Origin of the sequence: Pseudomonas purpurea (assembly GCF_039908635.1) — a bacterium.
GTDB classification, from domain to species: Bacteria; Pseudomonadota; Gammaproteobacteria; order Pseudomonadales; family Pseudomonadaceae; genus Aquipseudomonas; species Aquipseudomonas purpurea.
On sequence record NZ_CP150918.1, the window covers coordinates 1717016 to 1732768 of the forward strand.

Annotated in this window: 8 protein-coding genes; 3 read left to right on the forward strand and 5 right to left on the reverse strand. The window is 62.3% G+C overall.

Annotated elements, in window-relative coordinates; genetic code table 11:
• Positions 1-66: 66 nt before the first annotated feature.
• On the forward strand, positions 67-960 hold the full coding sequence (locus tag AABM54_RS07665) for a LysR family transcriptional regulator (protein WP_347904672.1): 894 nt from the start codon (positions 67-69) through the stop codon (positions 958-960).
• Positions 961-964: 4 nt separating this feature from the next.
• The gene (locus AABM54_RS07670) at positions 965-1558 is read left to right on the forward strand and encodes a DTW domain-containing protein (RefSeq protein ID WP_347904673.1); all 594 of its coding nucleotides are present in this window, start codon (positions 965-967) and stop codon (positions 1556-1558) included.
• A gap of 153 nt (positions 1559-1711) precedes the next feature.
• On the opposite strand, the gene AABM54_RS07675 is transcribed toward AABM54_RS07670, so the two are convergent.
• The 3 genes from AABM54_RS07675 to AABM54_RS07685 all read right to left on the reverse strand — a co-directional run bounded on the left by AABM54_RS07675 (position 1712) and on the right by AABM54_RS07685 (position 6762).
• Positions 1712-3070, reverse strand: a complete 1359-nt coding sequence (locus AABM54_RS07675; RefSeq protein WP_347904674.1) for an HlyD family type I secretion periplasmic adaptor subunit — start codon at positions 3068-3070, stop codon at positions 1712-1714.
• Positions 3071-3225: 155 nt separating this feature from the next.
• A complete protein-coding gene (locus AABM54_RS07680; RefSeq protein WP_347904675.1) occupies positions 3226-5385 on the reverse strand; it encodes a type I secretion system permease/ATPase in 2160 nt (719 codons plus the stop codon).
• Between the two features lie 18 nt (positions 5386-5403).
• A complete protein-coding gene (locus tag AABM54_RS07685) occupies positions 5404-6762 on the reverse strand; it encodes a TolC family outer membrane protein (RefSeq protein WP_347904676.1) in 1359 nt (452 codons plus the stop codon).
• Positions 6763-7347: 585 nt separating this feature from the next.
• Here AABM54_RS07685 and AABM54_RS07690 point away from each other — a divergent pair.
• Positions 7348-14475, forward strand: coding sequence for a retention module-containing protein (locus tag AABM54_RS07690; protein ID WP_347904677.1), 7128 nt, complete (start codon positions 7348-7350; stop codon positions 14473-14475).
• Between the two features lie 61 nt (positions 14476-14536).
• On the opposite strand, the gene AABM54_RS07695 is transcribed toward AABM54_RS07690, so the two are convergent.
• On the reverse strand, positions 14537-14902 hold the full coding sequence (locus AABM54_RS07695; RefSeq protein ID WP_347906147.1) for a YbaN family protein: 366 nt from the start codon (positions 14900-14902) through the stop codon (positions 14537-14539).
• A gap of 40 nt (positions 14903-14942) precedes the next feature.
• The gene (locus AABM54_RS07700) at positions 14943-15530 is read right to left on the reverse strand and encodes a YecA family protein (RefSeq protein WP_347904678.1); all 588 of its coding nucleotides are present in this window, start codon (positions 15528-15530) and stop codon (positions 14943-14945) included.
• Between the last annotated feature and the right edge of the window lie 223 nt (positions 15531-15753).

A 15753-nucleotide genomic window follows, 5' to 3' on the forward strand; every position in this document is an offset into this window, starting at 1 on the left:
GGGGCCGCTTTGCAGCCCAGCGGGAGCAAGCTTCCTCGCCACAAAAGCGACACACGGAGGGGCCTCATGGCCAACGCTTTACCCGACCTGAAACTGTTGCGCATCTTCGTCAGCGTGGTGCGCCATCAGGGGTTCGCCAATGCGCAGCACGAACTCAACCTGTCGACGTCGGCCATCAGCACCTACATGAGCCAGCTCGAAGCGGCGCTGGGGCTGGTGCTCTGCCATCGGGGGCGGGGTGGTTTCAGCCTGACCAGCAAGGGTGAGCTGTTCCATCAGGAGACGTTGCGCCTGCTCGCTGAACTCGAAGGCTTCGAGCAGTACGCCGCTGCCCTCAAGGGCGAACTGCGCGGCACGCTGAACCTGGGGGTGATCGACTCGACCGTCAGCGACAAGGCCCTGCCGTTCGCCGAAGCCATCGGCGCCTACAGTCAGGAACACCCGGCGGTGCATTTGCACCTGTCGGTGATGAGCCCGTACGAGCTGCAACTGGGCGTGCAGGACAACCGCCTCGACCTGGCCATCGGGGCGTTTTCCACGCGTATGAGCGGTCTGGTGTACATGCCGCTGTACCGCGAACAGCACTGGCTGTATTGCAGCAACCGTCATCCGTTGTTCAGTGAACGGCGGATCCCAGAGCAAGTCATCACCCAGCAGCGCATGGTCGGTCGTGGTTACTGGAGCCAGGCCGAACTCGCCCGTCACGGTTTCAAACACAGCGCCGCCACCGTGGAAAGTATGGAAGCCCAGCTGATTCTGGTGCTGTCCGGCGCCTACATCGGTTACTTGCCCGAGCATTACGCCCAGGCCTGGGCCGACAAGGGCGACCTGCGCGTATTGCTGCCGGCGACGTTCGGCTATCAGGCACCGTTCTCGATGATCGTGCGCCGTGGCCGCAGCCGTGAACCGCTGATCCAGACCTTCCGCGATTTGCTCAAAGCACAGCTCAATCAGGCTTAAGACCATGTCCAGAACCCAATGCCCGCGCTGCCTGCGCCCACAAACCCACTGCCTGTGTGCGCTGATCCCGAGCCTCGATAGCCGCACCCGGGTGTTGCTGTTGCAGCACCCCAGCGAAGTGAACCATGCACTGAACACGGCCCGGCTGGCGGCGTTGGGGTTGAAGAATGCCGAGTTGATCGTGGGCGAGGTGTTCGAGGATTTGCCGGCGCTGTTGAATCAGCCGGGGTATCAGGCGCGGTTGTTGTTTCCGGCGGACGATGCGCAGCCGTTGCAGGCTTACGCTGCGTCAGACGAGCCGCTGTTGCTGGTGGTGCCGGACGGCACCTGGCGCAAGGCGAAAAAAATGCTGCACCTCAACCCGCTGCTGGCGGCGTTGCCCCGCGTGACGCTGGCCGAAGGCGCGGTGTCGCGTTATCGCTTGCGCAAGGCGCCGGGGCCAGGAGCGTTGTCGACGGTGGAGGCGATTGCGCAGGCGTTGCAAACCCTTGAAGCGCCGACCTCGTTCGAGCCGTTATTGCGGCCGTTCGAGGCGCTGATCGAGGGGCAGATTGCGGCAATGGGGGAGGAGACGTACCAGAAGAATCACGGCGGATGATCACCTGTGGCGAGGGCGCTTGCTCGCGCTGGGCTGCGTAGCAGACCCAAAACCATTCGCCCCGGTGGATCAGGGGTGTCGCGTTGGCCGGTTTTGGGAGTGCTTCGCACTCCAGCGCGAGCAAGCTCCCTCGCCACAGGGGTTGAGTGAAGACTACCGCTCGCGCATCGCTTCGGTCCGGGCCTTGAGCACCGGTTTGAGCAGGTAATCCAGCACGCTTTTCTCGCCGGTGATGATGTCCACCGTGGCGACCATCCCCGGGATGATCAGCAGCGGTTTCACGTCGCCGCCCAAATGGTTTTTGTCGGTGCGCACCTGGATCAGGTAGAAGCTGTTGCCCTTGTCGTCGGTGATGGTGTCGGCGCCGATCAGCTCAAGTTTGGCGCTCAGGCCGCCGTAGATCGTGTAGTCGTAGGCGCTGAACTTGACCATGGCTTTCTGGCCCGGATGCAGGAACGCCACGTCTTGCGGACGAACCTTGGCTTCGATCAGCAGGTTGTCTTCCAGCGGCACGATTTCCACCATGTCGCTGCCCGGTTGAACCACGCCGCCGATGGTGTTGACCTTCAGCACTTTGATAATGCCGTGAACCGGCGACACCACGGTGGTGCGGGTGACCCGATCGTCGATGGCAATGCTGGACGCGGTGATCTTCGACAGGTCGGTGCGCTTCTCGTTGAGCTCCTTGGCGGCGTCCGAGCGAAAACCCTGCACTGATTCATCAATCTTGCTTTTGATCTCGTTGATCGCCGATTCCGCTCGGGGAATGGCCAGGGTGGTGGCGTCCAGCGAACCGCGAATTTCCACCGCGCTGCGTTTGAGTCGCAGGATTTCCACCGGCGACACGGCCCCGGTGCCCACCAGCGGCGCCGACATGTTCATTTCCTGATTCAGCAACGCCAGGCTTGAACTGTATTGGCCCTGTTTGGAGCGGAACTCCGCCAGTTCCTGGGTTTTTTGTCGAAGTTGCTCGGTAAGCGTTCGTTGCTCGCTGGCCAGCCGACGCTGGCGTTGTTCGTACAGTGAACGCTCGTCTTCAGCCACTTGCGGCGCCTTGGCGATGACTTCGTCGGAGAGCTTGAACGGTCGCCCTTCCGCCTCGGCGGACAGGCGTTCGACCTGGGCTGTCAAGGCGTATCGGTCTGCCTCGCTTTCCCCCTTGTTCGACAGAAACCGTGTGTCATCCAGGCGCAGCAGGGTATCGCCCTTGTTCACCATTTGCCCTTCACGCACGAAAATCTCGGTGACGATCCCGCCCTCAAGGTTCTGGATCACCTGCACCTTGCTGGACGGAATGGCCTTGCCTTCGCCCATGGTGACTTCCTGCAACACCGCGAATTTGGCCCAGAGCAGGGCGCTGATAATCAGCCCGGCGGCCAGCCACACGGTGATCCGCGACCAACGCGGCGAGTCCTGCAAGGACGCGCCGGCCGTTTCGGGCATGAATTCGCTTTCGGCACTTTTGCGAAAACTGCCGAAGTAGCCGCGCTCTTTCGTAGATGAAGCTGACATGCGGCGATACCCCTCAATCAAGAGAAACCAAGCCAACACAACCTTGTGGCGAGGGAGCTTGCTCCCGCTGGGCTGCGAAGCAGCCTCAAAGATTCTGTGGGCGCTACGCACCCAAGCGGGAGCAAGCTCCCTCGCCACAGGGTATGTGTACGCATCTAGACGGTCGCAGAGCCGACACGGCCCTTGCGCAGTGCATCGATGACCGCTTCTTTCGGCCCGTCGGCGACGATCCGTCCGTTGTCCAGCACCACCAGCCGGTCTACCAGGCTGAGCATCGAGGTGCGGTGGGTCACCAGCAGCAAGGTCTTGCCCTGGACCCAGTCATGCAGCTTCTGGCGCAGGACGTCTTCGCTGCTGTTGTCCATGGCGCTGGTGGGTTCGTCCAGCAGCATGATCGGTGGGTCGAGCAGCAAGGCGCGGGCCAGCAGCACCGCCTGACGCTGGCCGCCGGACAGCAGTTGGCCGCGTTCGCCCACTGGCCGGTCGAAGCCGTGCGGGTGCTGGCGGGCCAGTTCAGTGACACCGGTCAGTTCGGCCACTTCAAGCATGCGCGAGTCGCTGATGTAGCGTGCGCCGAGGGTCAGGTTGTCACGCAGGCTGCCGGCCAGCAGCGGCAGGTCATGGGCCACGTAACCGATCTGTTGGCGCAGGTCGGCGACATCCAGTTGCCGCAGGTCCAGGCCATCCAGCAGCAGTTGGCCTTCTTGCGGCGCGTAAAACCCCATGAGCAGTCGGGCCAGGGTGCTTTTGCCCGAGCCGCTGCGGCCGATGATGCCGATCCGCTCGCCGGGTTTCATGCTGAAACTGACGTTGGCCAGGGCCGGGGCGTTTTGCCCGGCGTAGTGGAAGGTCACGCCGCTGACGTCCAGCGCGCCCTGCAATTGGGTGCGTTCCAGCGGCCGCTGCTTGGTATCGCGCTCCTGCGGCAGGCTCATCAGGGCATCGGTGCTGCGCATGGTCAGTTGGGCTTGCTGGTAGCGCGTGATCAGCCCGGCGATTTGCCCCAGCGGCGCGAGCACGCGGCTGCCGAGCATGTAGGTCGCCACCAGCGCGCCGACGCTGAGGTTGCCGGCGATGATGCTGTAGACCCCGGCGACGATGGTTGCCATGCCGGAGAACTGCTGGATGAACAACGTGCCGTTGGTGGCCAGCGCCGAGAGGTTGCGCGCATGGCTGTCGAGGCGGGTGAGGGCGCCGTGGGTGCTTTCCCATTTGTGCTGGCGTTCGCTTTCGGCGCTACAGGCCTTGAGGGTTTCCAGGCCGCCAAGGGTTTCGATCAGCAGGGCCTGGCGTTCGGCGCCCAGGCTCAGGCTTTTTTGCACGGTATCGCGCAGGCGGATCTGGATCATCATCGCGAAGAGAATGGTGATCGGGAACGCCAGCAGCGGAATCACCACCAGCCAGCCCCCCAGCAAACCGATCACCACCAGCATCAGCGCGGCGAACGGCAGGTCGATCAGGCTGGTCAGGGTTACGGCGGTGAGAAATTCGCGCAGCCCCTGGAAGTCGTGAATGCTCTGGGCAAAACCGCCGATGGTGGCGGGGCGGGCTTTCATCGCCATGCCGGTGATGCGCTCGAACAGCGTGGCAGAGAGGATCACGTCGGTTTTCTTCCCGGCAGTGTCCAGCAAGTGCGCGCGGACCACCCGCAACACCAGCTCGAAACCGGTGCCGATCAGCAGCCCGATGGACAGCACCCACAAGGTCGAGGTGGCTTGGTTCGGCACCACCCGGTCATAGGTCTGCATCACGAACAGCGGGACCATCAGCCCCAGCAGGTTGATCAGGAAACTTGCCAGGATCGCGTCGCTGTAGAGCCAGCGCGACAGCTTCAAGGTGTCGCGAAACCACGCCTCGACGCGGGGCACCAGCGGTGAGCGCAAGTCTTCGAGTTCATGCCGTGGCCGGGCGAACAAGGCCTGGCCGCTGTATTCCTCGGCCAGTTCTTCGCGACTGACCCATTGCTCGCCGCCCTCGGCTTCGCTCGGCAGGATCAGGGCCTTGCCGTCGTCGCCCCAGCGCCGCAAGACCGCGCAGCGGCCATGCTTGAGGATCAGCATCACGGGCAGGTTGAGCGCGGAGATCGACGCCAGGTCCCGGCGCAGCACGCGTGCTTGCAGGCTGGCCCGGGCCGCTGCACGGGGCAGCAGTTCCAGGCTCAGGCGTTGTTGCGCCAGCGGTAACCCGGCGCTCAGGCTGGCGCGGCTGACGGTGCAGTCGTGCAGCTTGCAGAGGATCAACAAACCATCCAACAGCGGATCATCGAAGCTCAGGCGCGGGTCGGCGCCTGTATTGCCGGGTTCCATGCTGGTCAAATTGATCGCTCCAGTGGCCTATCTCATATCTGGCAAGCGGGCTTCGCTTTTCACCTCGGTCTGGGCGATGGCTTCGGCCGGCACGACGACTTTTTCCTTGTTCAGCAATTCACCCATGTTGGCCAGTACGCGGTACATGGAAAACTCTTCGGTGTAGCGCACTTCGGTGTAGCGGCGGTTGGCGTTGTACAGCTCGTTTTCGCTGTCCAGCAGGTCGAGCAGGGTCCGTTGGCCCAGGCCGAACTGGTCCTGGTAGGCGGCGCGTACCCGGGTGGTGGTTTCGGCGTACTCACGGGCGGTCGGGGTTTGTTTCTTGGCGTTGACCATCGCGTTCCAGGCCAGGGTGATGTTCTCGTTGAGCATGCGCAGGGCGTTGTTGCGGATGTCCATCGCCTGGTTGATCTTGTGTGCGTCCGATTGCAGGCGCGCCTTGTCGCTGCCGCCCTTGAACAGGTTGTAGTTCATGATCACGCCCACGCGCCATTCGTTGTCGTGGCCCAGGTCGCCTTGCACGTTGTCGTTGGCGCCCACCGCGGCCTCGGCGTCGAAGCGAGGGTAGAAGGGTGATTTGGCAATTTCGTACTGACTCTCGGCCGCGTTCACGTCCGCCTGGGCGGATTTCAGGTAGGGGTTGTTTTCCAGCATGCTCTGGCGGGCATCCGGCAGGCTGGGCGGCACTTCCCCCTTGATCGACGGCAGGGTTTCCAGTTCGTCGGGCATGCGGCCTACGGCGCTGAAGAAATTCGCCTCGGCATCGGCCAGATCGACCTGGGCGGTGTCGAGGTTGTTTTCGGCCAGTGCCCGGCGAGCCTTGGATTGATCGAGGTCGGCATTGCTGCCCACGCCACGCTGGGTGCGCAGGCCGATCTGATCGTTGACCCGCAAGTGCGCTTGCAGGTTATTGGTGGCCAGGGTCACCAGTTCACGGCGCTTGAGCACTTCGAGGTAGACCTCGATAGTACGCAGGGCCAGGCTTTCAGCGGTACCACGGGTGTAATAGGCCCGCGAGTTGGAAACCGATTTGGTACGCCCGACCTCGTTGGCCGTGTTGAAACCGTCGAAGAGCATTTGCCGCAGGCGCAGCTCCGATTGGGTGTACCACTGGGTTTCCGTGTGGTGATTGCCCAGCGCGCGGGTGGTGGTGTTGTCGCTGTAGCCACGGCCGTAGCCAGCATTCAAATCAAGGGTCGGATAAAAACCACCCTTGGCCACTTTCACGTCTTCATCGGCGGACAGGCGATTGTTCTGGCTTGCGCGCAACTCCGGGTGGTTATCCAGGGTGCTTTGGATTGCCTCGGTCAGCGACATGGCTTGGGCCTGTTGAGTGCAGGCCATGGCGAGCAAAATCGCGCTGCAAAGAGGGGTAAAAACGCGCATGGGTGCATCTCCCTGATTCCATAATGGTGTTTCAGCTTCGCCAATAAATTGACGATATTTATAGGTCAAACCGTTTCAGGCTTGTAACAACAGAGCTAAGAACATCCTAGGGAGAAGCTAAGAAGGATTTCTCATAAGCCTTATGCCGAAAAAAACTTATGTGCTCCGAAAAATCCAGCACATTGTTCAAACCGCAAGTCTCGATTCTATAAGCGCTAGGGCACTTTTTAGAGGCTTGGGAAAGTTCCATCAATTCTGCAACTCAGGGCGTCGAAGTGCTGGTGGGGATGGAGGCGACACGGCTTTCAGTGCGACATTTTTTTGTCACTTGGCCTGAAGTCAATACCGTGACGCTGCTTTCGCAGGTGGGCTGTCCGGGCCCGGATGAATTGATTTCATTCGGTTTTGCCACGGTGTACACAGTCAGCCTGGGAGGAACAGGCAAGGTAGGACACTTGTCAGGGAGCTGTTTATCTTGAGTAAACGAGCTGTCAGGCACAGGGCCAGCCCTGCAACCCGGTCACGCCAGAAGCACTTCTTTCGCACAACCACATGCCGACGGTTGTCGGCGGCGGAGGAATGCACATGGCTACGCTCATCGGTATCGTCAGTAAGGTCGTGGGTCAGGTTTTCGCGGTGGCGGGTGACGGTACCCGGCGCGCCCTGATCGAGGGGGACCGGTTGTTTGCCGGTGATCAACTGGTCACCGGGGCCGAAGGCGCGGTGGCGGTTCATCTGCAAAACGGCCAGGAACTGACCCTCGGGCGTGACAGCAGCCTGCACATGACCCCGCAACTGCTGGCGCACCAGGCATCCCATGTCGATACCCAGGACGCGGTGACGCCCAGCGAAGCCCAGTTGACCGATGTCGAACAACTGCAAAAAGCGATTGCCGCGGGTGCCGACCCGACCCAGACCGGCGAAGCGACTGCCGCCGGACCCACCGGCACCGGTGCGCCTGGCGCCGAAGGGGGCGGGCATTCGTTTGTGTTGCTTGAGGAAGTGGCAGGGCGTGTCGACCCGATCATCGGGTTCCCCACGGCCGGTTTCAACGGCATTCCCGAGTTTGTCCCGGAGCGCATTGCGGCCGTTCCGGATGACAACGGTAACAACACCCCCGTGCCGCCACCGGTCAACAATGTCGTGACCTTGACCGGGTTGTCGGTGGAGGGCGGTGAGCTGACCGTCAACGAGGCCAACCTGGCCCAAGGCTCGGCCAGCAACCCGGGCGCCCTGACCCAAAGCGGCACCTTCAGCGTTTCAGCACCCGATGGCTTGCTGGGCCTGAGCGTCGGCGGCATCAACGTGGTCAGTGGCGGCGTGGCCGCAGGTTTCCCACAATCCATCACTTCCGCCCTCGGCAACACCTTGACCATCACCGGGTTCAACCCGGCCACGGGCGTGGTCAGCTACAGCTACACCCTGGTGAGCAACGAAACCCATTCCGCAGGCGATGGCAGCAACAACCTGAGCGAGCACTTCACCGTTGTGGCCAACGACATCAACGGTGATTCGGCGACCAACTCGCTGGACATCAACATCACCGACGATGCGCCCAAAACCGTCGATGACAGCAACACCGGCATCGCCTCCGAGAGCACCCTGACCCTCAGCGGCAACGTGTTGACCAACGACGTGCAAGGCGCAGACCGCGTGCCGACCGGACCGATCACCGGCGGTACGTTCAACGGTACCTACGGCACGCTGGTGCTGGCTGCCGACGGCACTTACACCTACACCGTCCACACCACCGATCCGGCCTTCCTGGCCCTGCACGGCGGGGGCAGCGGCACTGACACCTTCACCTACACCCTGACCGACTCGGACGGTGACAGCAGCACCGCGAAGCTGGTGCTCAACATTCACAACAACGATGATCCGGATATCCTCCGGAGTCTGGACATTGAAGGCGGCGAAGCCACGGTCTACGAGAAAAACCTTGCGGACGGCAGCAGCCCGGATGCGTCGGTGCTGACTCAGACCGGCACCTTCAACGTGACCGCCCTCGACGGCCTGCAAACCCTGACCGTGGGCGGTATCACGGTGGTCAGCGGCGGTGCGGCCGCAGGCTTTCCGCAATCGGTGACCACGGCGCTGGGCAACACCCTGACCATCACCGGGTACAACCCGACCACGGGCGCGGTCAGTTACAGCTACACACTCAATGGCAACGACGCACACCCGACGGCTAACGGCGTCAACAGCCTGGGCGAGCATTTCAACGTCGTCGCCACCGATGTCGATGGCAGCACGGCCAGCGGCTCGCTGGACTTCAATGTGGTCGACGACTTGCCGACGGCAGTCAACGACAGCAACGCGGGCATCGCCTCGGAAAGCAACCTGACCCTGACGGGTAATGTGCTGACCAATGACGTGCAAGGTGCGGATCGTGTGCCGACTGGCCCGATCACCGCCGCAACGTTCAACGGAACTTACGGCACCCTGGTGCTGGCGGCCGACGGCACTTACACCTACACCGTTCACACCACCGATCCAGCGTTCCTGGCGCTCAAGGGTGGCGGCGATGGTACTGAAACCTTCACCTATACGTTGACCGATTCGGACGGCGACACCAGCACCGCGAACCTGGTGCTGAACGTCCACAACAATGACGACTCGGTGACCCTTAATGGCTTGAACGTCGAGGGCGGCGAACTCACCGTCTTCGAGAAAAACCTTGGCACCGGCAGTGTGCCGGACGCCACCGCGTTGACCCAAAGCGGCACGTTTACTGTGACTGCTCTCGACGGCTTGCAAACCCTCGACGTGGGCGGCATCCACGTGGTTGCGGGCGGGGTGGCCGCAGGGTTCCCGCAAACCGCCACCACCGCATTGGGCAACACTCTGACGATTACCGGTTACAACGCCAGCACCGGAGTGGTCAGCTACAGCTACACCTTGAACGGCAACGATGCTCATCCGACCGCTAACGGTGCCAACAGCCTGAGCGAACATTTCACGGTCACCGCCACGGACGTCGATGGCAGCACCGCCAGCGGTTCGCTGGACGTGAACGTGGTCGACGACTTGCCGACGGCGGTCAACGACAGCAACGCGGGGACTGCCTCGGAGAGTCAGTTGGTTCTCAACGGCAATGTCCTCACCAACGACGTGCAAGGCGCGGATCGTGTGCCCACCGGTCCTGTGACGGCGGGTACGTTTAACGGGACTTACGGCACCCTGGTGCTGGCGGCGGACGGCACTTACACCTACACGGTTCATCCTACCGATCCAGCGTTCCTCGCGTTGCACGGCGGCGGTAACGGCACGGAAAACTTCGCCTATACCATCACTGACTCGGACGGCGACACCAGCACCGCGAATCTGGTGCTGAACGTCCACAACAATGACGACTCGGTGACCCTTAATGGCTTGAACGTCGAGGGCGGCGAACTCACCGTCTTCGAGAAAAACCTTGGCACCGGCAGTGTGCCGGACGCCACCGCGTTAACCCAAAGCGGCACCTTCACCGTGACCGCGCTCGACGGTTTGCAAACCCTGAGCGTGGGTGGCATCAACGTAGTAACCGCTGGCACCGCCGCAGGATTTCCGCAATCGGTGACCACTGGTTTGGGCAACACCCTGACCATTACCGGTTACAACGCAACGACCGGCGTTGTCAGCTACAGCTACACACTCAATGGTAATGACGCGCACCCGACGGCTAACGGCGCCAACAGCCTCAGCGAACACTTCACAGTTACGGCGACTGACACCGATGGCAGCACCGCCAGCGGTTCGCTGGACGTGAACGTGGTCGATGATCTGCCGACAGCGGTCAACGACAGCAACGCCAGCACCGCGTCGGAAAGCCTGCTGACCCTGACCGGTAATGTGTTGACCAACGATGTGCAAGGCGCGGATCGTGTGCCCACCGGCCCAGTGACGGCAGGTACGTTTACCGGTACGTACGGAACGCTGGTGCTCAACGCCAACGGTACTTACACCTACACGGTTCATCCGACTGATCCAGCGTTCCTCGCCTTGCACGGCGGTGGTAACGGCACGGAAACCTTTGCCTACACCATTACTGACTCGGACGGCGACACCAGCACCGCGAATCTGGTGCTGAACGTCCACAACAATGACGACTCGGTGACCCTTAATGGCTTGAACGTCGAGGGCGGCGAACTCACCGTCTTCGAGAAAAACCTCGGCGATGGCAGTAGCCCGAATGCATCGGCCCTGACCCAGAGCGGCACCTTCACCGTGACCGCGCTCGACGGTCTGCAAACCCTGACCGTGGGCGGTATCAACGTGGTCACTGGCGGGGTGGCCGCAGGCTTCCCGCAATCGATCACCACCGCATTGGGCAGTACGCTGACCATCACCGGTTACAACGCCAGCACCGGCGTCGTCAGCTACAGCTACACCTTGGTCGATAACGAAACCCACCCCACCGGGTTGGGCATCAACAGCATTGCCGAGCACTTCAACGTGGTTGCCACCGACACCGATGGCAGCACCGCATCAGGCGTGATCGATGTGAACATTGTCGATGACGTCCCGACCGCCACTGCGGATGTGGCGACCGCCATTGAAGGCGCGACGATCAACATCAGCGTGCTGGGCAACGACGTCATCGGTGCCGATGGCGCGGCAGCAGGCGGGGCGGTGGTTGGCGTGCGCGCCGGCAGCAACACCGCGACTTCGGCGATTGGCGGCCTGGGCACCAACATCGCCGGCACTTACGGCACCTTGACCCTGGATGCGGCGGGCAACGCCGTGTACCACAGCAACCCGAACTCGGTGAGCCCACCGGGGGCCACGGACGTGTTCACCTACACCCTGCGTGATGGCGATGGCGATGAAAGCACCACGACCATCACCATCAACGTCACCGACAGCGGCCTCAAAGCCGTAGTCGATCAGGACGTGACGGTCTACGAAAAAGCCCTCGACCTGACGAAGGATGGCCAGGACCTGGCGGCGGGCACAGTCATCGGCAGCGACCCGACGTCTACCGGCGAAACCGCCACCGGCACCCTGGTCGGTTCGGTCACTGGTGGCAGCGGCGCGATCACCTACACCCTGGTCGGCAGCGCCACGGGTACGTACGGGCAAATCCTGCTCAACCCCAACGGCACGTACACCTACACCCTGACCTCGGCCCCGAAAACCTCGCCGAACGCCAACGACGGCGCCAATACCCTGAGTGAAAGTTTCACTTACAAAGCCACCGATGCACTGGGCAACTCCACCACCAGCACCCTTCAGGTCAACATCGTCGATGACGTGCCCAAAGCGGTCGCGGCCGAGCGCTCGGTGACCGCCGTGGAGATCGACTCCAACCTGCTGTTGGTGATCGACGTGTCCGGCAGCATGAATGACGCCTCCGGCGTACCCGGCCTGTCGCGGCTGCAACTGGCCAAGCAGGCTATCAACAGCTTGCTCGACAAATACGACGACCTCGGGGATGTGAAAGTCCAGATCGTCTCTTTCAGCAGCAGCGCCACCGACAGAACGCCGATCTGGGTCGACGTCGCCACTGCCAAAACCATCGTGGCCGGGCTGACGGCGGGCGGCGGCACCAACTACGATGCGGCAGTAGCGACCATGCAGACCGCTTTCAACACCAGCGGCAAGCTGACGGGTGCGCAGAACGTCGGCTACTTCTTCTCTGACGGTGCGCCAACTACCGGGCAGGAGATCGGTCCGGCAGACGAAGTGGCCCTCAAGGCGTTCCTCGATGCCAATGGCATCAACAACTACGCCATCGGCCTGGGTTCCGGCGTGAGCAATGCCAACCTCAACCCGGTGGCCTACGACGGCAGCACTCACACCGACACCAACGCCGTGGTGGTGACCGACCTCAACCAGCTCAACCTGGTGCTGTCCGGTACCGTACAAGGCGCACCGGTCACTGGCACATTGCTGGGGGATGGCGGTACATTCGGCGCCGATGGCGGTTTCATCAAATCCATCGTGGTCGACGGCACCACGTACACCTACGACCCTAAAGGCAATGCCAACGCAGGTGCGTTGACCTTCAGTGGCGGTGTCAACCACGGCACGTTCAACACGGTCGATAACAGCATCAGCATCGCCACCAACAACGGCGGCACCCTGGTGGTGAACCTCGACACCGGCGACTTCACCTACACCTCACAGAAAGCCACGGCGGTGGTCATCACCGAAAACTTCGGCTACACCGTCAGCGACAACGACGGCGACCTCGCCAGTTCCACGCTGGTGGTCAAAGTCGTGCCGAACGCGCCACCGGTCGCGCTCGACGACCACATCATCACCAACGTGCTATCGAGCACGGTCGTGGTGCCGGGTGAACTGCTGCTGGCCAACGACACCGACGCCAATGGCGACCCGCTCACGGCCTCGTCCACCTCCTTCAACACCGGGTGGGCGGCCAAGGGCGCGGAGTTCACGGCGGCCAGCCAGCAGACGATCAGCTTTGCGGGCACCGGCAATACGGCCGCCAACCAGGCCATCACTGTGGGCCGTGCTTCGTTCACCGCCAACGCTGCGGCGATGACTGCCGTGGTGGTGGTCGCCGGCTATCTGGGGGCTGTCACGAATGGCAATGCCAACGATGAGGACCGGATCACCGTCAATCTCAAGCAGGGCGAAACCCTCAACCTGGACCACAACCTGGCGGCCGGCCACATCACCATGGAGTACTCGTTCAACGGTGGCGCCTTCACGCCGATTGCCGATGGCGGGACGTTCACGGCCGCTGCCGACGGTAACTACCAGATCCACTTGACCAACGTGGCCGACACCCCTGGTGGTAGCACGGCGGCGGAAAACTACCAACTGACCATGACGGTCAACTACGCCGGCGCCAGCAACATCACCCCGGATTATCACGGCACCTACACCGCCAACGACACCCATGGCGGCAGCGACACCGCAGCCGTGACGATCAGCTATCAGGACGGTCACACCCTCACCGGCACCTCTGGCGACGATGTGTTGGTGGCAGGGGCTGGCGACAATATCCTCAACGGCGGCGATGGTAACGATGTGCTGACTGCAGGCAGTGGCAACAACACGCTGCATGGCGGTAATGGCAACGACCTGTTGTTCAGCGGGCCGGGCAATGACCTGCTCGACGGCGGGCCGGGCAACGACACCGCCAGCTATGCCCATGCGGCGGCAGGGGTGACGGTCGACCTGAGCCTGCTCGCGGCGCAAAACACGGTCGGTGCCGGGACTGACACCCTGATGGGCATCGAAAACCTGGCAGGCTCCAACTTCAACGACACCCTTACAGGTGACAACAACGCCAACGTCATCAACGGCGGGCTCGGTAATGATGTGCTCAACGGCGGTGGGGGTGACGACTTCCTGATCGGCGGGTTGGGCAACAACACCCTGACCGGTGGGCCGGGGGCCGATACCTTCCAGTGGCTGGCGGGCAACAGCGGGCACGATGTGGTCACCGACTTCACGCCGGGCACCGACAAACTCGACCTGTCGCAATTGCTGCAAGGTGAAAACGCAACCTCCGCCTCGCTGGATGACTACCTGCACTTCAAGGTCACGGGCAGTGGTGCGTCGTTGGTCACCAGCATCGACGTCAGCGCCTCGGCCGGTGCCACGCCGACCCAGACCATCGACCTCGCAGGCGTCAACCTCGCCACCCACTACGGTGTCACGCCGGGCGCGGGCGGGGTCATTGCCGGTGGTGCCGACACGGCGACCATCATCAACGGCATGCTCAACGACCACTCGTTGAAGGTGGACACCGTCTGACCTGAAACGACAAAACCCGCCATCCTTGCCAGAGGATGGCGGGTTTTGTGCTGTCTGTGATTCAGGTTCTTTGCAGGGTCTTCTGCCGTAGTATGTACGCCGTCACCAACACTGCGCTGGTCAGCATGAAACCGCGAGCCCAGGGCAGGGGCACCAGATAGCAGGAAAAACCGATACTCAGCCACATCAGGCCAATGGCGTAGACCTTGCCCTTGAGTGGAATGCCATGGCCGTCCAGGTAGTCGCGAATCCACGGACCGAGCCGGGGGTGATCGACCAGCCATTGATAGAAACGCGGGGAGCTTCGGGCGAAACAGGCCGCCGCCAACAGCAGGAAGGGCGTGGTGGGCAACACTGGCAGGAAGATACCGATCACTCCCAGCGCCACGCTCAGCCAGCCGATGGCCAGCAGAACGTAACGCAGCATCAGGGAGCGATTGCCTATGGGATCAGCCACAGGCAAGGACTCAGTGGTGACGAGGCTTGAGGATCGCCGGTTTTTCGTCAGGTGCGTTGCACAGCAGGTACAGCGCGGTCAGGGCTTCCGGGATCTGGACGATCATGTCGTCCATCAGGTTGGCGTCGGCCGCAATGTCGGAGAACTCAGGCTGCTCGTCGAACAGACCGGAACCGACCATGATCGGCAGCAGCATTTCGCTGACTTCGTCTTCGGCGGTTTCGAACCAGGCTTCTTCGCGCAGGAACACGCCTTCCATGAAACCGATGCACCAGCCGCGCAGGTCGGAGTCATCCGGCTCTTCGCCCAGGTCCAGGTCGCACGGCAGCTCGAACTCTTCATCGGACGCCAGTTGGCGAGCGATGTGAGCCTTGAGGGCCAGCAGGGTCGATTCGATTTCTTCACGCTCGGCGGCGTCGCGGTAGTGCGGCTCCTCGGCGAAAAGGGCATCGATCCACTCACGGTCGGGAACGCTCTCGGAACAGATCGACAGCGCGGTCAGGTAACCGTGGGCGGCCACGTAGTCCAGCGCCTCGTCATGCAGCTCGTCGGCGTCGAGGAAGGCTTGCAGGCGGGTTAGTTGCTCAGCGAAGGACATTAAGGGCTACCTTGGGAATAAACGATGCCCAATTCTAGGCGTTCTTGAGCGCCCAGGCCAGCCGCGTGGCAGATTTGCCAGCATCGGGTGGGCATTCGTCGCGCCACGGGCAAACGTCAACAGACCCTGGGACGGCTCGGGTATACTCGCGCGTTTTGCAAAGCCCTGCAGGTGCCGCGAGCACTCGGGACAAATCCGCTTACGGATCTGTTCGTGAACAACG